The organism is Corynebacterium sp., from assembly GCF_030532195.1.
GTDB lineage: Bacteria > Actinomycetota > Actinomycetes > Mycobacteriales > Mycobacteriaceae > Corynebacterium.
In genome coordinates this window covers 179951-199705 of sequence record NZ_JAUNLP010000001.1, presented here as the reverse complement: position 1 = coordinate 199705, position 19755 = coordinate 179951, and the positions used below count along the sequence as shown (strand labels likewise).

General features: G+C 59.4%; 18 protein-coding genes. All 18 read left to right on the top strand.

The window, feature by feature from the left end; translation table 11 throughout:
* Positions 1-66 precede the first annotated feature (66 nt).
* On the top strand, positions 67-1284 hold the full coding sequence (gene metK, locus Q4E11_RS00835; protein ID WP_303162785.1) for a methionine adenosyltransferase: 1218 nt from the start codon (positions 67-69) through the stop codon (positions 1282-1284).
* Between the two features lie 63 nt (positions 1285-1347).
* Positions 1348-3384 carry a primosomal protein N' gene (locus Q4E11_RS00830; RefSeq protein ID WP_303162784.1) on the top strand — a complete coding sequence of 679 codons (2037 nt, stop codon included), beginning with the start codon at positions 1348-1350 and terminating at the stop codon, positions 3382-3384.
* A 63-nt stretch (positions 3385-3447) separates the two neighbouring features.
* On the top strand, positions 3448-3951 hold the full coding sequence (gene def / locus Q4E11_RS00825) for a peptide deformylase (RefSeq protein ID WP_303162783.1): 504 nt from the start codon (positions 3448-3450) through the stop codon (positions 3949-3951).
* An 85-nt stretch (positions 3952-4036) separates the two neighbouring features.
* On the top strand, positions 4037-5011 hold the full coding sequence (gene fmt, locus Q4E11_RS00820) for a methionyl-tRNA formyltransferase (protein ID WP_303162782.1): 975 nt from the start codon (positions 4037-4039) through the stop codon (positions 5009-5011).
* Positions 5012-6499, top strand: coding sequence for a transcription antitermination factor NusB (locus Q4E11_RS00815; RefSeq protein WP_303162781.1), 1488 nt, complete (start codon positions 5012-5014; stop codon positions 6497-6499).
* Between the two features lie 11 nt (positions 6500-6510).
* Entirely contained in the window at positions 6511-7173 is a 663-nt protein-coding gene (gene rpe, locus Q4E11_RS00810) for a ribulose-phosphate 3-epimerase (protein WP_303162780.1), read from the top strand.
* Between the two features lie 15 nt (positions 7174-7188).
* Positions 7189-8235 (top strand): bifunctional diaminohydroxyphosphoribosylaminopyrimidine deaminase/5-amino-6-(5-phosphoribosylamino)uracil reductase RibD, encoded by a 1047-nt coding sequence (gene ribD / locus Q4E11_RS00805; RefSeq protein ID WP_303162778.1) that lies wholly within the window; start codon positions 7189-7191, stop codon positions 8233-8235.
* Positions 8236-8311: 76 nt separating this feature from the next.
* The gene (locus Q4E11_RS00800) at positions 8312-8899 is read left to right on the top strand and encodes a riboflavin synthase (protein ID WP_303162777.1); all 588 of its coding nucleotides are present in this window, start codon (positions 8312-8314) and stop codon (positions 8897-8899) included.
* A gap of 11 nt (positions 8900-8910) precedes the next feature.
* Positions 8911-10173, top strand: a complete 1263-nt coding sequence (locus Q4E11_RS00795) for a bifunctional 3,4-dihydroxy-2-butanone-4-phosphate synthase/GTP cyclohydrolase II (protein ID WP_303162776.1) — start codon at positions 8911-8913, stop codon at positions 10171-10173.
* Positions 10174-10656 carry a 6,7-dimethyl-8-ribityllumazine synthase gene (gene ribH, locus Q4E11_RS00790; RefSeq protein ID WP_303162775.1) on the top strand — a complete coding sequence of 161 codons (483 nt, stop codon included), beginning with the start codon at positions 10174-10176 and terminating at the stop codon, positions 10654-10656.
* Position 10657: 1 nt separating this feature from the next.
* Positions 10658-11149, top strand: a complete 492-nt coding sequence (locus Q4E11_RS00785; protein ID WP_303162774.1) for a PH domain-containing protein — start codon at positions 10658-10660, stop codon at positions 11147-11149.
* Positions 11150-11172: 23 nt separating this feature from the next.
* Positions 11173-13254: an excinuclease ABC subunit UvrC gene (gene uvrC, locus Q4E11_RS00780; RefSeq protein ID WP_303162773.1), complete on the top strand. Its 2082-nt coding sequence runs from the start codon at positions 11173-11175 to the stop codon at positions 13252-13254.
* 74 nt (positions 13255-13328) lie between these two features.
* Positions 13329-14219, top strand: a complete 891-nt coding sequence (gene rapZ / locus Q4E11_RS00775) for an RNase adapter RapZ (RefSeq protein WP_303162771.1) — start codon at positions 13329-13331, stop codon at positions 14217-14219.
* A gap of 22 nt (positions 14220-14241) precedes the next feature.
* On the top strand, positions 14242-15189 hold the full coding sequence (gene yvcK, locus Q4E11_RS00770) for a uridine diphosphate-N-acetylglucosamine-binding protein YvcK (RefSeq protein WP_303162770.1): 948 nt from the start codon (positions 14242-14244) through the stop codon (positions 15187-15189).
* A 126-nt stretch (positions 15190-15315) separates the two neighbouring features.
* Positions 15316-16314 (top strand): DNA-binding protein WhiA, encoded by a 999-nt coding sequence (whiA, locus tag Q4E11_RS00765; RefSeq protein WP_303162769.1) that lies wholly within the window; start codon positions 15316-15318, stop codon positions 16312-16314.
* 185 nt (positions 16315-16499) lie between these two features.
* Positions 16500-17504 (top strand): type I glyceraldehyde-3-phosphate dehydrogenase, encoded by a 1005-nt coding sequence (gene gap, locus Q4E11_RS00760; RefSeq protein WP_303163457.1) that lies wholly within the window; start codon positions 16500-16502, stop codon positions 17502-17504.
* Positions 17505-17609: 105 nt separating this feature from the next.
* On the top strand, positions 17610-18821 hold the full coding sequence (pgk, locus tag Q4E11_RS00755; RefSeq protein ID WP_303162768.1) for a phosphoglycerate kinase: 1212 nt from the start codon (positions 17610-17612) through the stop codon (positions 18819-18821).
* Between the two features lie 53 nt (positions 18822-18874).
* Complete coding sequence (gene tpiA / locus Q4E11_RS00750; protein WP_303163455.1) at positions 18875-19663, top strand: triose-phosphate isomerase; 789 nt, start codon at positions 18875-18877, stop codon at positions 19661-19663.
* Positions 19664-19755 lie beyond the last annotated feature (92 nt).

Here is a 19755-nt window from a genome sequence, read left to right as displayed (position 1 = left end):
AAATTGATGTTCCCCATCATTTTTCAACGTGTGGGGAAGTAAACCTGGAAGGAAGTTGTACCGCTCGTGGCCTCTAATCTTCGGCTATTTTCCAGTGAATCTGTTACCGAGGGGCACCCAGATAAGATCTGTGACTCCATCTCGGACTCGATTCTTGACGCTATGCTCGCGCAGGATCCGGATTCAATGGTCGCAGTGGAAACTGTCGTGACCACCGGCCTTGTGCACGTTGTCGGTGAAGTGCGTACCAAGAGCTACGTCGATATCCCGGGCATCGTGCGCAGCCGTCTGAAGGAAATTGGCTTTGACTCCTCGGAAAAGGGATTCGACGGTAAGACCTGTGGTGTGTCTGTTTCCATCGGTGAGCAGTCATCGGATATTAACGCCGGTGTTTCCACGTCTTTGGAGGCTCGCAGTGCAGACGGCGAAGTCGAAATCGAGGACCTCAAGGGTGCAGGCGACCAGGGCCTGATGTTCGGTTACGCCACCAACGAGACTCCTGAGTACATGCCACTACCGATTGCCCTGGCACACCGCCTGGCACGCCGCCTGACTCAGGTGCGCAAGGAAGGGATTGTCCCGTCGCTGCGTCCGGACGGCAAGACGCAGGTCACATTTGCTTACGACGAGGACAATAACCCGGTTTACCTCGATACCGTGGTGGTTTCCACGCAGCATGACCCGGATGTCAGCCAGGATTGGATTGCGGACCAGATTAAGACTCATGTGGTCGAGTGGGTGCTCGATGATGCCAACCTGCGTGAGCGCTTCGTCACCGATGAGCTGAAGTTGCTGGTAAATCCGTCGGGACAATTCATTATCGGTGGCCCGATGGGCGATGCTGGACTTACTGGCCGCAAGATTATCGTTGACACCTACGGGGGCATGGCTCGCCATGGCGGTGGCGCTTTCTCCGGTAAGGATCCGTCAAAGGTGGACCGCTCCGCAGCGTACGCCACTCGTTGGGTTGCCAAGAATGCGGTTGCCGCGGGCCTGGCTGATCGCATCGAGATTCAGGTTGCCTACGCCATTGGCCGAGCACGCCCGGTGGGTCTTTACGTTGATACTTTCGGCACCGGCCACGTACCGGCCGAGATCATTCAGGAAGCTATCAACAAGGTCTTTGACCTGCGCCCGGCAGCCATCATCCGCGACTTGGACCTGCTGCGCCCAATTTATGCACAGGCAGCCACCTACGGTCACTTCGGCCGCACCGACCTGGATCTGCCATGGGAGCGCCTGGACCGCGTTGACGAGCTTCGCGCAGCTGCTGGTCTGGGCTAGTCCGCCAGCCCAAGCGCAGTCCCCAAACCCGCCAATCCGGGCAGGGAAGTAGAGTATGACTCTATGACCGATACCCCATTTGCACCCGCCGCGGCAGCTGAGACGCTGCCGGTTGCGCGGGTGCTTCCGCTTTTGGGGCTGCCGCAGCTGGATCGGCCATTTGATTACCTAGTCCCCAAAGCCCTCGGCGACGACGCCCAAGTAGGCTGCCGCGTTCGCATTCGCTTTCACGGCCAACTGGTCAACGCCCTGGTGCTTGAGCGCTGCGCCACGCCAGCGCACGAAGGTAAATTGTCCTATCTCAAGGATGTCATCAGCCCAGAGGTGGTCTATCCGCCGCAGTTGCGCAATCTGGTGGACTCGTTGGCGGAATACTACGGTGCGACTAGGTCGAACATCATTCGCTCAGCTATTCCGACACGTCACGCCAGGGCAGAGCGAGCACGCAATGCCAAGACCCCGCCTACCTGGGAAGAGCTGGGCAAACTTGCTACCGAAGACCCTGATCTCAGCGGTTGGCAGCGCTACGTATTTGGCGGTTCTTTCGTTGACTCATTGCGCGCTGGTGCCCCTGCCCGGGCCGCGTGGCAGCCGGTTCCGGGCGAAGAAGTAGAACGCTTGCTGGCGGCGCTCAGCGTGGCCATCGCCCGAGATGGTGGTGGAGTGCTGATCATCGTGCCGGATGCTCGCAGCCAAGCTCGGTTTGAGTCAGCGTTTAGAGAGCTGATTTCCGCCCGCCAGCTCACGCTGCTGGGAGCTGGCCTCGGACCGGAGTCGCGCTACCGCCGCTACCTGGACATCCTGCATGGTCAGGGACGCATTGTCGTCGGCACGCGCTCTGCAGCCTACGCGCCGGTGCAGAACTTGCGCCTGGCGGTGATTGTCGACGATGGCGATGACAACCTCGTCGATCCGCGCTCGCCGTATGTTCATGCCCGCGAGGTGCTGGTCACGCGCAGTGCGCAGGAGGGCTGTGGGCTCATTTTCGCCTCGCACAGTCGCACGGCGGAGGTGCAGTTGCTCGTCGCGTCTGGGTGGGCGCACAATCTGGTCGCGGACACCGAGGTGCTCACTGAAGCGATGCCGGAGATGATTGCGTCGACCGACACGTCCACCGATCCGGATGATGTCAGTCGTGGCCGTCTTCCCGCCGTCGCTTTTCGACGGGCCAAAGCCGCCCTGCGCGAAGAGCTGCCCGTCCTGGTACAGGTGCCGCGCAAGGGGTATGTGCCCACTTTGTCGTGCCGCAGTTGCGGCGCACCGGCGCGCTGTCGGTGGTGTAACGGCCCCCTGGGCATTCCACCGACGGATAACCCCAACGATCCCGCACCGCCAACCTGTCGGTGGTGCGGGCGCATCGATATCCACCATCGTTGTCACAGCTGTGGCTCCACCAAAATCCGCCCGGTAGTGCTGGGCAGTGAGCGCACCGCGGAGGAGTTTGGGCGAATTTTCAGCCCACATCCGGTTGTCGCGTCCTCGGGTGAGAGAATCGTGGACGAGATTCCCGAGGGGCCTCGGGTAGTGGTAGCCACCCCTGGTGCAGAACCCGCAGCGCCGGAGGGCTACGGTGCCGTCATGCTCCTGGATACCTGGGCAATGCTGGGCAGGCAGGATTTGCGCGCTCATGAGGAGGCCTATGCCAACTGGGCGCGGGCTGCGAACTTGGCTCGGCCTAAGAGCTCCGGCGGTGCCGTTGTCATCGATGCCGATGCGGCTATTCCAACTGTCGCCGACTTGCTCGCTTGGGATGCAGTCGGTGCGGCCGAACGCGAGCTTGCAGACCGGAGCGCCGCAGCCCTGCCACCGGCGTACTACGTGGCGGCTGTCGATGGCACGGAGGAAGGCTTGCGGAATTTCCTGGAATCCTTCGACGTTCCGGAGGGCGCTGAGATTCTCGGTCCCGTGGATCTTCCCCGCAGTGCCAGGCCGCCGGCGGGTGTGGAACCGGGCACCCCTATTCAGCGGTTGTTGGTTCGCTGTGACCGTCGTCAAGCGCGCACGGTCGGCGCGGCGCTAAAGGCAGCTCTGGTGGTGCGGGCGACCAGGAAGGACCCGGAGCCGGTGCGCGTCGTTGTCGATCCGGTTAATTTTGGCTAACTGCTAAAATAGCCGCATTATCCCACTAAGTCACGCAAAATTTTTCTTGGAGGCCTAAGACTTATGGCAGTTCGTGAGGTACGTCTGTTCGGCGATCCGGTATTGCTGTCCAAGGCGGACACCGTCACTGATTTTGACGCGACCCTGTCGCACCTGGTTGATGACATGCTGGAGACAATGGACCAGCAGCAGGGCGTTGGGCTGGCCGCTAACCAGGTTGGCGTGCTGCAGCGCGTTTTTGTCTACGACTGCGAGGGCACGCGTGGGCACATCGTCAATCCGCAGTGGGAGGCCATTGGCGATGACAAGGTTCATGAGGCCGAGGGCTGCCTGTCCATCCCGGGTGTGGGCGGTGTAGTGGAGCGTCACGCCCGCGTTCGCGTCACTGGCCAGGACCGTCACGGTGCGCCGGTGTCATTCGAGGCCGATGGTCTGCTGGCCCGCTGCGTGCAACATGAGAGCGACCACTTGGATGGTGTGCTGTTTTTGAAGCGTCTTGCCGGTGAAGAGCGCAAGACGGCAATGCGCACCCTGCGCGAGCAGGAATGGTTTGCCAAGCGCGACTAGTATTCGCGCTACCCGGCGCTAGTGCTCGCCCCGCGCAGTAACGAGCCTGCGCTCACGTTTTCTCTTAAGGAAGGATCCGTCTACCGTGCGCCTTATTTTTGCCGGTACTCCCGAACCCGCTGTTGTCGCTTTAGAAAAGCTGTTGACCGATGGTCGGCATGAGGTTGTCGCTGTTCTCACTCGTCCCGATGCTCGTCGTGGCCGTGGCAAGACGCTGTCGCCGTCGCCGGTGAAGGCGCTGGCTATGGAACACGGCATTCCGGCACTGACTCCGACTTCGCTGAAGGATGAGGAGATCCAGCAGCAGATTCGCGATCTAAATGTTGACTGCATTCCGGTCGTCGCCTACGGCAATCTCGTGCCGGAAGAGCTGCTCGACGTCCCACAGCACGGCTGGGTCAACCTTCACTTTTCACTTCTGCCGGCATGGCGCGGCGCAGCGCCGGTGCAGGCCGCTATCGCCGCCGGCGATGAGATTACGGGTGCGAGCACGTTCCGCATTGAAAAGGGCCTGGATACCGGCCCGGTTTTCGGCACCGTCACCGAGGCCATTAAGCCGACCGACACCGCTGACGATCTGCTGACTCGCTTGGCGTACTCCGGTGCCGACCTGCTCTCCGCCACGATGGACGGCATTGAAGCCGGCGCACTGCGTCCCACCGCCCAGCCGGAACAGGACGTCAGTTACGCATCCAAGTTCGGTCCGGAAGACGCGCGCATTGTGTGGACCCAGCCACGGCATCTCATCGACCGTCGCGCCCGCGCATTTACGCCTGCTCCTGGCGCATGGACAACGCTCGATGGCGCACGTCTGAAGGTCGGTGCGCTTTCACCGCTTAACGACGACGACAGCGCCGCAGTCGATGAAGTGCGACAGGCAACCGCCAGTGCGGATGCACCTGCGACACCTGGTGAATTGGTGGTGGAAAAGCACCGCGTATCGGTGCGCTGTGGTGATGGCTATGTCCAGCTGGACAAGGTGCAGCCACAGGGTAAGAAGATGATGGACGCGGCCGATTGGGCGCGCGGTAGCCAGCCCAGTGGAAAGGTCTGCGAATAAATGGCACACGTTAAGCCGCGCCGCGGCGGCGACAACCAAACTAACCGTGGCCGTCACAACCGCAGTGGTCAGCGCCGTGGTGGGGATAACCGCGGTGGGCATAACCGAGGTCCGCAAAATCGCGGTGGCAACCGCGACAACCAGGGCGGTCTTGATCAGCCGCGCAAGATTGCGCTGAAGGTTCTTGCCGAAGTTCGCGAGAACGATGCCTACGCCAATCTGCTGCTTCCCAAGCTGCTCAAAGAGCAAAAGATTAAGGGTAGGGACGCCGCTTTTGCCACTGAGTTGACTTACGGCACGCTGCGGGCTGAGGGGCTGTTGGATGCCGTGATTGAGACATCGTCGTCACGCCCACTCAGCGATATTGCCGGACCGGTGCTCGATGTGCTGCGCTTGGGCACCTACCAGCTGCTGCGTACCCGTGTTGATGCGTATGCGGCGGTCGATACCTCGGTGCGCGCAGTGGCCAAGGTGGCTGGACCCGGTGCACGCGGGTTTGTCAATGCCATCCTGCGTAAGGTCTCCACAAAGACTGAGGATGAATGGGTAGCGGAGGTCGCCCCGGATCCAGCGTCGGACCCGATTGGTTATGTGGCCATGAAGCACGCCCACCCGCGCTGGATTGCGATGGAGTTTGCGCGTGCGCTGGGTGCACAGGCCGGTGAGCTGCAACGCGCACTGGCTGCTGATGATGCTCGCCCGCAGGTTCATCTGGTTGCTCGACCCGGTGAGATTTCCGCCGAGGAACTAGCGCTGATTACCGGTGGGGAACAGGGACCGTGGTCGCCGTACTGTGTGCGGCTCGACTCCGGCGCTCCAGGCGAATTGGAACCTGTGCGGCAGGGACTGGCCGCGGTTCAGGATGAGGGCTCACAGCTGATTGCGCGTGCGGTGACGAAGGCACCAATTATTGGCGAAGATACTGGTCGTTGGCTGGATTTATGTTCTGGCCCAGGTGGTAAGGCAGCTTTTATCGGTGGTATCGCCGCCATTGAGGGAGCCACCGTCGACGCCGTGGAAGTATCTGAGACACGCGCGAAACTGGTGGAAAAGGCAACCGCCGGATTGCCGGTCACAGTAACCGTCGCCGATGGCCGCAATCCTGGTCTGGCAGGGGGCTATGACCGCATTTTGGTCGATGCTCCGTGTTCTGGTTTGGGTTCGCTGCGTCGCCGTCCAGAGGCACGCTGGCGTAAGTCCCCATCGGATATCAACGCGCTGACCACACTGCAGTTTGAGCTTCTCACTGAGGCCGTTCGACTGGCTCGCCCCGGCGGCATCATCGTGTATTCGACCTGTTCGCCACATTTGCTGGAAACTCGTGGCACGGTGGATAGGGCTGTTGCGGAATTGGATGTCACCGAGCTCAATGCTCATGAATTGGTGGCACCCATGACCGATGTGGGGCCATTCCCATCAGTGCAGATGTGGCCACACAGGCATGGCACCGATGCGATGTTCTTCTCAGTTTTGCGCAAAAACGGCTAGGCTCAATCAATATGAACGCACCAATCATCGCCCCGTCCATTCTCGCTGCTGATTTCGCTCGGCTCGACCGCGAAGTCGAGTCGGTTTCCAATGCAGATTGGCTGCATATCGACGTCATGGATGGTCACTTCGTCCCTAACCTCTCCTTCGGTGCACCTGTGCTGGAAGCAGTGGCAAAGGTGACCGACAAGTACCTCGATGTGCATCTGATGATTGAGGCCCCGGAAAAGTGGGTGGACACCTACATTAAGGCCGGTGCTTCGTCAGTTATCTTCCACGTCGAAGCAGCTGAAGATCCAATTGAGCTGGCTCGGCAGATCCGTGCACAGGGTGCGAAGGCCGGTTTTTCGCTGCGCCCAGGCACCCCGATTGAGCCGTGGCTCGATTACCTCGCCGAATTCGACGAGGTCCTGGTGATGAGCGTCGAGCCGGGCTTTGGCGGGCAGTCCTTCATGCCGGATCAGCTGGCAAAGGTGGAAAAGCTGCGTCAGCGCATTGACGCTGATGGCCTGGATACTCTGATTGAGATCGACGGCGGTATTTCCGCGAAGACCATTGAGTCCGCAGCCGCTGCTGGTTGTGATGCTTTCGTTGCAGGCTCGGCCATCTTCGGGGCCGAGGACCGCGCCGCCGCTGTCGACGAGCTGCGCGCGCTGGCCACTGCTGCACAGTAGTCAGAAGGCAGTACAGTGGCTCAGTTTCCCGATTTAGTCTCTGCACAGCCGCTCAGTGATGCGGCTGCTATGGAACTTGCCATCGAGGCCGGTCAACGTGTTCGCGGTACAACGTATCCTAACCCGCCGATTGGCTGCGTTGTCCTGGACGCGCAGGGGATTGCAGTGGGAGTTGCGGGTACAGAGCCCGTTGGCGGGCGACATGCCGAACCGCAGGCGCTGGCGATGGCCGGAGCTCGGGCTCAAGGCGGCACTGCAGTGGTAACTCTTGAGCCCTGTAACCACATTGGTCGTACGCCACCGTGCACAGAAGCTCTCGCTGAGGCTGGCATTGCACGCGTTATCTTCGCTGTGTCCGACCCAAATCCGGTGGCAGCAGGTGGAAGTCAGTGGCTGCGATACAAGGGCATTGAAGTTGTCGAGCAGTTTCAGCGCGACCGAGTCGCCGATGGTTATCTGCGGCCATGGCTGCATTGGCAACAGGCCCGCCGCCCGCATATCACGTTGAAAACGGCCGGCACGCTCGACGGTTTCGCTGCCGCGACCGACCACACTTCGCAGTGGATTACGGGGGAGCAGGCCAGAGCGCGGGTACATGTGGACCGATCTCGTCGTCAAGCGATCGTCGTCGGAACGGGCACGGTGCTCGCCGACAACCCACGCCTTACCGCGCGTACTCCGGATGGCGCGCTGGCGCCGACGCAGCCGATGCGGATTGCAGTGGGGACCTCGGAGATTAGCGCCGATGCGCTTATTCGCGGTGAGAATTTCAGGCAGATTCGCACCCATGACATTGAGGTAGCGCTGGAAACCATGGCTGACATGGGGCTGGTGGACGTGCTTGTCGAAGGCGGCCCGCGCTTAGCCAGCGCTTTCCTCGAGGCCAATGCCGTTGACGCCATCGAGTCCTATATCGCGCCTGCGTTTTTGGGCGCAGGTTTGCCGGTGACGAACGCCACGCATGAAACCACCATCAGCGATATCTCGCGGTTTCGCACGACTGGTGTTGAACAGCTCGGCGATGACATTTTGATTACAGCAGTGCGAAGTGGCAAAAACTAAAGGGGCGAGCAACTAGAGTTATTTTTGCAAATATTCTTAGAGTTATAGCTACTAGTAAAGGATTCGCCTCACCACCATGTTTACGGGAATCGTTGAGGAGCTCGGCGAAGTTCGCGAAATCAAGCGCGAAACCGACTCCATTACCATGACTATCCACTGCGCCACCGTGCTTGACGACGTCCACCACGGCGACTCCATCGCTGTCAACGGTGTCTGCTTGACAGTCGTTGACTTTGGCGATGATTACTTCACCGCTGACCTCATGCAGGAAACCCTCGACCGCTCGAGCCTGGGCCAAGTTGAGGTCGGTTCCAAGGTCAACCTCGAGCGCGCAACCGCCGTCGGCCAGCGTCTCGGTGGCCATATTGTGCAGGGACACGTCGATGGCACTGGGGAAGTTATTTCGCGCACTCCCGGCGAGCGCTGGGAAGTTGTCCGCATCTCGCTGCCCGAGCAGCTTGCAAAGTACGTCGTTGAGAAGGGCTCCATTGCCGTCGATGGCACGTCGCTGACGGTCTCCGCAGTTGGTGACGGATTTTTCGAGGTCAGCCTGATTCCGACCACACTCACCGACTCGGTTATCGGACAAGCCGGAATCGGCACAAAGGTCAATCTGGAAGTCGATGTACTGGCCAAGTACGTCGAGAAAATGCTGGAAAGATAAGCTACAAGACTGTGATTAAGTTCGATTCCGTAGAGCAGGCTATCGCGGACATTGCCGCCGGCAAGGCAGTAGTCGTCGTTGATGACGAAGATCGCGAGAACGAAGGCGATATTATCTTCGCGGCGGAAAAGGCAACTCCAGAGTTGATTGCCTTTATGGTTCGCTATTCCTCCGGCTACATCTGCGCGCCGCTAACCGGTGAGGACTGTGAGCGTCTCAATCTGCCGCCGATGGTGACGGAAAATGAGGATGCCCGCGGTACCGCTTACACCGTCACGGTTGATGCCAATACCGGCACCACTGGTATTTCCGCTACCGACCGTGCCAACACTATTCGCACGTTGGCGGACCCGACATCCACTCCGCATGACTTCACCCGCCCGGGCCACGTGGTGCCACTTCGTGCCCGCGAGGGCGGTGTGCTGGTTCGCGCAGGTCACACCGAAGCATCCATCGATTTGGCCCGCCTTGCGGGGCTTCGCCCAGCCGGTGTGCTGTGTGAGGTCGTCTCCGAAGAGGATCCGACGACCATGGCACGTGCTGAGGAACTGCGTCGTTTCTGCGACAAGCACGACATGTCGCTGATTTCCATTGAGCAGCTCATTGAGTACCGCCGCCGTCACGAGCAGCTGGTAGAGCGCGTGGTGGAGACCAAGCTGCCGACCGAATACGGCGACTTCCGCGCAATCGGCTACCGCAGCCTTGTCGACGGGGTCGAGCACGTGGCCCTCGTTGTCGGCGATGTCACCTCTGATGACGGCCATGATGTGCTGGTTCGCGTCCACTCTGAGTGCCTCACCGGTGACGCACTGGGCTCGCGTCGCTGCGACTGCGGTCAGCAGCTGCACAAGTCCATGCAGATGGTTCACGAGGCCGGCCGTGGTGTCATTCTCTACATGCGCGGTCACGAAGGCCGCGGTATCGGCCTCATGCCGAAGCTGCAGGCCTACCACCTGCAGGATGAGGGCGCGGATACGGTCGACGCTAATTTGGCGCTCGGCTTGCCGACGGATGCCCGCGAATACGGCACTGGTGCCCAGATTCTGCAGGATCTCGGAGTCAAAACCATGGCGCTGCTGACCAATAACCCGACCAAGCGCGCTGGTCTCGGTGGCTACGGTCTGGAGATGAGCCGCCGCGTACCAGTGCCGGTTGAGGTCAATGAGGACAACTTGAAATACTTGTTGACAAAGCGTGAACGCATGGGCCATGAGCTGCCATGGTTGGATGAGTACATGGAGTCCCACGGCACACAGACAAAAGGAGCACAGTAGATGAGTGGCGCAGGTCTTCCAGACGTTTCGGTTCCCGATTCCACTGGTGTGACAGTCGGTGTGGTCACCTCGCACTGGAATGAGAAAATCACCGGGCAGCTTCGTCGTGAAGCAATTGCGCAGGCAGAGGAAGTCGGCGCGCAGGTGACGGACGTGACCGTCGTCGGTGCACTCGAGATTCCGGTCGTCGCCCAGCAACTGGCGCGCACGCACGACGCCGTTGTGGCGCTCGGCTGCGTCATCCGTGGCGGCACGCCGCACTTTGACTACGTCTGCGACTCGGTGACTGAGGGACTCACACGCATTGCCTTGGATTGTGAAACTCCAGTTGGCAACGGCGTTTTGACCTGCAACACTGAACAGCAGGCAATTGATCGTGCCGGCGGCGAGGGGGCAGTGGAAAACAAGGGCCGTGAGGCCATGGCCGCTGCGCTGCATACCGTCGCCGTGCTGAAGTCCCTTCGTGAAGGTGGAGCTGAGTAAATTGAGTACCTCCGAACGCCAGTCGAATTCCGCCACTGCCACTGCAAGTGGAGATCAGTGGCTGCTGGAGATTACTTCGCAGAAGCTGAAAATGTGGGCGATTATCGGCTCAATTCTGGTGCTTGCCATCCATATTTTCATGGGTGTCGTTGTTGACTTTGGTAACACCGGTGCAACCGTGACGTTCATTGATCAGCTGGCATTCCCGCTGATCGGCATTATTATTGCCGGTTTCATTCTGCTGCTGACACGCGCTCGTGTCCGTGTCAATGCTCACGGTGTGGAGGTGCGCAACCTGCTCAATGCGAAGTTCTACCCGTGGGTCGACATTTACGGTCTGAGTTTCCCGAAGAAGTCCCGCTGGGCTCGCCTAGAGCTGCCTGACTTTGAGTTCGTGCCAATGCTGGCAATTCAGTCCGCTGATGGCGCACGCGTCGTGGAGAATGTTCAGCGCTTCCGCGAACTTGAAGACAAGTTCATGCCGGAGGACTAGCTCTTTTCTTTAAGGACCATTCAGTGACTGACCCCTCTCAGTACCGTCCCGCCCCCGGCACCATTCCCACGGAGCCGGGGGTGTACCGTTTTCTCGATTCGACTGGCCGTGTGCTCTATGTCGGTAAGGCAAAGAACCTGCGGGCGAGACTGTCGAACTATTTCCAGGACTTAACCAGGCTGCATCCGCGTACCCGCCAAATGGTGCAGTCCGCCTCAAAGGTGACGTGGACTGTCGTTCATAACGAAGTCGAGGCGCTCCAGCTGGAGTACACCTGGATTAAGCGATTTAATCCGCGGTTCAATGTCATGTACCGCGACGATAAGTCGTACCCCATGCTTGCCGTCAGTGTCGGTGAGCTCTACCCGCGGCTGTTTCTCTACCGCGGCCCGCGCCGCAAGGGTGTCCGCTACTTCGGTCCATACTCCCACGCTTGGGCAATCCGTGAAACGCTGGACTTGCTCACGCGCGTTTTCCCAGCTCGTACCTGTTCCAAGGGCGTTTTCAACCGACAGCAGGCGCTGGGGCGTCCTTGTCTGCTCGGATATATCGACAAATGCTCGGCACCATGTGTGGGGCGCGTCAGCGCTGAGGAACATCGCGAGATTGTCAAGGGTTTTACCAGCTTCATGTCTGGCAATACCGGCCCTGTGACCAGGCGGTTAAAGAAGGAAATGGAGCAGGCCGCCGAAGAACTCGACTTCGAGCGCGCCGCCAGTCTGCGCGATAATCTCGCTGCCATTGACAAGGTCATGGAGCGCCAGTCAGTCGTGCTTTCCGACGCTGCCGATGCCGACTTTATTGCGCTTGCAACCGACGAGCTGGAAGCCGCCGTGCAAATTTTCCATGTTCGAGCAGGTCGTATTTATGGTCAGCGCGGTTGGGTAGTGGAGAAATCCGGCGAATACGCCACCACGGAGTTCCAGGAAGGCGAGACCGATCCCAGTCTCGGTGGTCTGCTAACGCAATTCCTCACTCAGTTCTACGGCGATGCGGCCAAGCATGCGGATGTTGACGGCGATGAGACCACAACCGCAGCCCAAGTCGTGCCGAGAGAAATTCTGGTTCAAGCAATGCCGGACGATATCGATGAAGTCACCGCATTCTTGGAAAAAATCCGCGGCACAAACGTCGATATTCGTGTGCCACAGCGCGGTGACAAGCGCACCTTGATGGAGACCGTGCACAAAAACGCTGTAGAGGCATTGCGGCAGCACAAGCTCAAGCGCAGCGGCGATCTCACGACTCGCTCGCAAGCGCTGTCGGAACTGCAAGACGCGTTGTTTATGGATGAAGCACCGCTTCGCATCGAGTGTACGGATATCTCACATATTCAAGGCACAGATGTTGTGGCCTCGCTCGTGGTTTTCGAAGACGGGCTGCCGAAGAAATCCGATTACCGCCGTTACCGCATTAAAGAAGCGGCTGGCGACGGACGCTCTGATGACGTTGGCTCCATCGCGGAAGTCGTGCGACGCCGATTCCTGCGACACAACGAGGATAAACGGGCCATGCCGGAAGATTCATCCGAGATGTTTGTCGAGGAGACTACCGATGCGGTGGAGGAGCAAGCGCGAACAAGTAGGAAGTTCGCCTATCCGCCGCAGCTATTTATCGTCGATGGCGGCGCACCTCAGGTCGCGGCCGCGCAAGCCGTACTCGATGAGCTCGGCGTCACCGATGTGACACTCGTCGGCATTGCCAAGCGGCTGGAAGAACTGTGGATTCCCGATGACGATGAGCCGTTGATTCTGCCTCGAAATTCCGAGGCGATGTACCTTATCCAGCGCATTCGCGATGAGGCACACCGCTTTGCCATCACATATCACAGGCAGCAGCGCTCCAAGCGCATGCGTTCTTCGGTACTCGATGATGTCAAGGGGCTGGGCCCGGCACGCCGCAGCGAGCTGGTGAAGCACTTCGGGTCCGTCGCAGCTTTGAAGAAGGCCTCTGTCGATCAGATTGAAGAGGTACCGGGCTTTGGCCCGATGCTGGCGAAGAATGTCTTTGAGCATCTGCACCCGAGCACTGCGGGCACTGCGGGCACTGCGAACGCTGCGGATGGTGCATCAAGCAAGGACAGTTCAGCCAGTTCACAGGAGTAATTTTCGGCCACCAATTAATCAGCGAGGTCACCGAAACCAAGAGCGAAGTGCTGCAATTGTATTAGAGTGAGGGCATGGTTACTTCGGGTTATTCCCCTCAGGCTGAAAAGTCACTTGTGCTGATTACCGGCATGTCCGGCTCTGGTCGCAATACTGCTGCCAGTGTGCTCGAGGAGATGGGCTGGTATGTCGCCGACAACCTGCCACCCGAACTGATTATGCGAATGGTCGAGTTGTCGTTTGAGGCGGACTCGCCGGTGGAGCGTCTGGCTATTGTCACCGATGTGCGTTCCCGTGCTTTCGCCGGAAGTCTAGGTGAAGTCCTTGACGGCCTGCGCAATGAGGGACGTCAGCCCTACGTCATCTTCTTTGATGCCAATGATGACACCCTCATTGCCCGCTATGATTCTGTGCGGCGCATGCATCCGCTGCAGGAAAACGGCACGCTCTCGCAGGGCATTGCCGCCGAGCGCCAGATGCTGCTGCCGATAAAGGGCATGTCGGATTTGGTCATTGATACCTCTGACATGAGTGTCCACGATCTGCGCCGCGAGTTGGAACACCAGCTGTCGGATTCCACCAACAAGATCCAGCAGGTCACCATCGAGTCCTTTGGGTTCAAGCACGGTGCACCGCGCGATGCCGATATGCTTTTCGACGTTCGTTTTCTCCCCAACCCATATTGGGTGCCGGAGCTGCGTGCCGGCCGCGGTACCAACAAGGCCGTCGCCGACTATGTGCTTCAGCAGCCAGAGGCTGAGGGCTTCTTAGACAATGTCACCAACTTGATTGAGCTTGTGCTGCCCGGCTACCGCCGAGAGGGCAAGAGCTTTATGACTATCGCGGTGGGCTGCACCGGCGGTCATCATCGCAGTGTGGCGATGTCCGAGGCACTGGCCAAGAAGCTTGAGGGAGTCTCCGGAATCGATGTTCACGTAGTCCACCGTGATATCGATCGCAACTAGTGGTCTCCAAGAGGTGTAAAAATTGACATCGATTACCTGCCTCGGCGGCGGTCATGGACTTTTCGCCACCTTGCGTGCTGCTCGGCGCGTAGCCGATCACGTTACTGCGGTTGTCACCGTCGCCGATGACGGTGGATCCTCCGGTCGTCTGCGTCGTGAATTGGGGCAGATTCCGCCGGGCGATTTGCGTATGGCGCTGGCAGCTCTGTCGGCGGACACAGAAAAGGGCGATTTGTGGGAGACGACTCTCCAGCATCGTTTCGGTGGCACCGGCGCATTGGCTGGCCATGCTGTTGGCAATCTCATCATCGCCGGTCTCACCAGTGTGATGGGAAATGAAGTCGCTGCACTTGACGAGCTCAGTCGGCTGCTGCAAATCCAAGGCCGCGTCGTTCCCATGTCTCCGATTCCATTGGAGATTGAAGCCGAAGTCGTAGGCCTCGAGGTCGATGCCCGCGTCGTGCGCCAAGTCCGCGGCCAAGTTGCCGTCGCCACCACGCCCGGCCAGGTACGCCGCATCCGTCTTATTCCGGAGCAGCCACCAGCGGCGCCAGAGGCGGTTGAGGCAATTCTCAATGCTGATTTGGTGACGCTCGGCCCGGGTTCATGGTTTACCTCGGTGCTGCCACACCTACAGGTGCCCGAGCTCCTCGATGCCTTGCAGAAGACCACCGCCACGACCGCAGTCGTGCTGAACTTGGTCGCTGAGCCAGGGGAGACCGCCGGTTTTTCCTCCGAGCGCCACATCCACATGCTCTCGCAGCACGCACCTGAGCTGAAGCTTGACTATGTGCTTGTCGACGACAACACGCCGCTCGCGGATACCGAGAGGGCCTATCTGCAACGAGCAGCCGATGGCCTGGACGCCAAGGTTGTGTTCGCCGATGTGCAAGAAATTGATGAGCATGGCCATCTGACTGGCCGACACAGTTCAGAAAAGTTGGCCGCTGCACTGAAGCAATTCCTCTAAGTAGCCGGGGCAATTGCTTTTTAACCATCCTCGGTTACTATCCTTGGGGATTATTGCCCTAAGGGTTATCGTTCTAGCCCTTTACTCATTTTCCCACTACGTCATGAATCGAGGATGGACAGCACCGTGGCACTGACGGCGAAGGTCAAAGACGAACTAGCCCGCGTGTCTGTGTCGCAGGAAAGCGCTCAGGCTGCGGAGATAGCGACCCTTTTTCGCTTCTCCGGTGGTCTCCACCTAGTTGCAGGTGCCATTGTGCTGGAAGCCGAGTTGGACTCCGGCGCGGTTGCTCGCCGCCTGCGCTCAATGCTTGCTGATCTCTACGATGTCAAAGCCAGCCTGAATGTGCTGTCTCCGGGAGGGCTGCGCAAGACCTCGCGCTACATTGTGCGGGTTACCGATGGCGCGGAACTCGTCGTAAGGCAAACGGGTCTGATTGATTCCGCTGGACATCCTGTGCGTGGCCTGCCGCGCAAGCTCATCATGGGGCAGAAGGTGGATCAGGAGGCTGCCTGGCGTGGGGCGTTCCTGGCGCATGGTTCGCTCACAGAGCCGGGACGCTCATCGGCGTTGGAGGTCAGTGCGCCGTCGGCGGAGGCAGCCTTGGCGCTGGTCGGATGTGCACGTCGACTCGGGATTACCGCCAAGAGCAAGGAAAACAAGTCCCGCGGTGGTGACCGAGTAATCATTCGTGAGGGAGATGCCATCGGTGCGCTGCTGACTCGCATGGGTGCGCAGACGACTCGCCTGGAATGGGAAGAGCAGCGCATGCGGCGCGAGGTGCGTGCGACGGCAAATCGCCTGGCTAACTTTGACGATGCCAATCTGCGCCGTTCTGCTCGAGCGGCAGTTATTGCGGCAGCTCGAGTGGATAGGGCGCTGGAGATTCTGGGTGACGACGTTCCGGATCACCTGGTTTCGGCTGGTCAACTTCGAGTGGAGCATAAGCAGGCCTCGCTGGAAGAGCTCGGCCAGTTGGCCAATCCGCCGATGACCAAGGATGCCGTTGCCGGTCGAATCCGTCGATTGCTGTCCATGGCGGACCGGCGAGCAAAGGAACTCGGAATTCCCCCCACAACAGCGGCTGTGACAGACGATCTTTTCGACAAAGAAGTCGAAGACTAAAGAAAACGTTTTGCCTTTTCAGGGGCATAATTTTGGTCTTGTGTCCGATTCCTTCTGAATTTTTGGACTTGACCGCGCTGCACGATTGAATATCCACACGTACACTTCTTTAGTGAAGCAGTCAGAGCGCACTTTCAGCGCCCTGGCCTGTGGCATCGTTTCGCCAATCCATTAAGGAGATTATTGTGACGGTTCGTGTTGGTATTAACGGTTTCGGTCGCATCGGCCGCAACTTCTTCCGCTCCCTGGTCGCTTCTGGTGCGGACCTGGAAGTCGTTGCCGTAAACGACCTCACCGATAACAAGACCCTGGCTCACCTGCTCAAGTACGACTCCATCATGGGCAAGCTCGATGCAGAGGTCACCTACGACGATGAGTCCCTCACCGTCGACGGCAAGCGCATCCGCGCTTACGCTGAGCGTGACCCGAAGAACCTGCCGTGGGCAGAGCACGAGGTTGACATCGTGATTGAGTCCACCGGCTTCTTCACCGATGCAAACGCTGCTAAGGCTCACATCGAGGCAGGCGCCAAGAAGGTCATCATCTCCGCTCCGGGTAAGAACGAAGACGCAACCTTCGTTGTCGGCGTCAACCACACTGACTACGACCCGGAGAAGCACAACATCATCTCCAATGCTTCTTGCACCACCAACTGCCTGGCTCCGATGGCCAAGGTTCTGGACGAGAAGTTCGGTATTGAGCGCGGTCTGATGACCACCATCCACGCTTACACCGGTGACCAGCGTCTGCACGACGCTCCGCACAAGGACCTGCGTCGCGCTCGTGCCGCTGCTCTGAACATTGTTCCGACCTCCACCGGTGCTGCTAAGGCAGTCGCACTGGTTCTCCCGCAGCTCAAGGGTCTGCTGGACGGCTACGCACTGCGTGTTCCGACCCCGACCGGCTCTGTCACCGACCTGACCTTCACCGCTAAGAAGGAGGTCTCTGTCGAGGCTGTCAACGCTGCTATCAAGGAAGCAGCTGAGGGCGAGCTCAAGGGCATCTTGGGCTACAACGAGGATCCGATTGTCTCCAAGGACATCGAGGGCGACCCACGTTCCTCCATCTTCGACGCACCGCTGACCAAGGTCATCGGCGACCAGGTCAAGGTTGTCTCCTGGTACGACAACGAGTGGGGCTACTCCAACCGCCTCGTTGACCTCGCTGTCTACGTCGGTGAGCGTCTCTAAACTTCACTCCTGGATTTCCCAGAACCCGAACGGGCCGGGGTGGTAGTGCCTGCTGGGCACCCACCCAGGCCCGTTTTTCAACAATCACACAAGGATGAAATTGCGATGACTGTTAAGACTGTCAAGGACCTCATCAACGAAGGCATCGAAGGCCGCTACGTTCTCGTCCGCTCTGACTTCAACGTGCCGCTGAAGGATGGCGTCATTACTGACCCGGGTCGTATTGACGCTTCGCTGCCGACTCTGTCCGCACTGGTCGAGGCCGGCGCCAAGGTCGTTGTTATGGCACACCTGGGCCGCCCAAAGGGCGAGGTCAAGCCGGAGTTCTCCCTGGCCCCTGTCGCTGAGGCACTGTCGGAGCGTCTGGATCAGTACGTTGCGCTTGCCGGTGATGTCTCCGGTGAGGATGCACACGAGCGCGCCAACGGCCTGACCGACGGCGATGTCCTGCTGCTGGAAAACGTTCGCTTTGACCCACGTGAGACCTCCAAGGATGAGGCTGAACGCGCAGAGTTCGCAGCTGAACTGGCAGCGCTGGTTCCGGACGGTGCATTCGTCTCCGACGGTTTCGGTGTCGTCCACCGCGCACAGGCATCTGTTTTCGACGTTGCCAAGAAGCTGCCGCACTACGCCGGCAACCTGGTTCAGGCTGAGCTGGATGTTCTGCGTAAGGTCGCTGAAACTCCGGAGAAGCCGTACACCGTCGTTCTCGGTGGCTCGAAGGTCTCCGACAAGCTCGGTGTTATCGAGGCTCTGGCGCCAAAGGTTGACTCCCTGGTCATCGGCGGCGGCATGTGCTTCACCTTCCTGGCTGCCAAGGGCTACGCTGTTGGCTCCTCGCTGCTGCAGGAAGAAATGATTGACACCTGTAAGGATCTGCTCGAGCGCTACGGCGACAAGATTGTTCTGCCGACCGACGTTGTCGTCGCTGACAAGTTCGCTGCTGACGCGGAGCACAAGGTCGTTGACGCAACCGAGATTCCGGAAGGCTGGATGGGCCTGGATATCGGCCCAGCCTCTGCTGAGGCATTCGGCAAGGTTCTGGCAGAGTCCAAGACCGTTTTCTGGAACGGCCCGATGGGCGTCTTCGAAATGGAAGCTTTCGCAGACGGTACCCGCAAGCTCGCACAGGCAATCATCGACGCCACCTCGAACAACGGTTGCTTCTCCGTCGTCGGCGGCGGCGACTCCGCAGCTGCAGTTCGTACCCTGGGACTCGATGAGGCTGGCTTCAGCCACATCTCCACCGGTGGTGGCGCATCGCTCGAGTTCCTCGAGGGCAAGACTCTGCCGGGCGTATCCGTCCTGGAAGACTAAGAAATTTCCATCACCGCAATCCGCATAGAACAAGGGAAGTGAATTCCACCACTATGGCACGTACACCATTTATCGCTGGTAACTGGAAGATGAACCTCAACCATCTCGAGGCTATCGGTGTGGTGCAGAAGCTGGCCTTCGCGCTGCCGAAGGAGTACTACGACAAGGTAGATGTCGCAGTCATCCCGCCTTTTACCGACCTGCGTTCGGTTCAGACCCTGGTCGAGGGCGACAAGTTGGCTGTCACCTACGGTGCTCAGGACGTCTCCGTTCACGAGTCCGGCGCCTACACCGGCGAGATTTCCGCAGCAATGCTGTCCAAGCTTGGCTGCACCTGGGTTGTTGTCGGCCACTCTGAGCGTCGTGAGATGCACGGCGAGACCGATGAGCTGGTCGCTAAGAAGGCAAAGGCCGCCCTCCGCGAAGACATCAACCCGATTGTCTGCGTTGGCGAGCCGCTAGAGGTCCGCGAGGCCGGCGAGCACGTGGAGCACGTTGTCGCTCAGGTCAAGGGCTCCCTGGCAAACCTGACCAACGCTGAGCTGTCCAAGACCGTTATCGCTTACGAGCCGGTCTGGGCGATCGGTACTGGCAAGGTCGCCTCTGCTGCAGACGCACAGGAGGTCTGTGAGGCCATCCGTAAGACTGTCGCTGAGATTGGCAATGAGGACATCGCCAAGAACATGCGCATTCTCTACGGTGGTTCCGTCAAGGCTGAAAACGTCGCTGAGATTGTTTCCAAGCCGGACGTGGACGGCGGCCTGGTCGGCGGTGCTTCCCTCGACGGCGAAGCATTCGCAAAGCTGTGTGCTCTTGCAGCAGACGCTGCTCAGAACGCATAAACACTAGTTACTTCCGCCAAAGACGGAATAATAGGTGTTGCACTCGACCCCGACATGGTTTTATTAGTATTTATAAAACCATAATCGGGGTC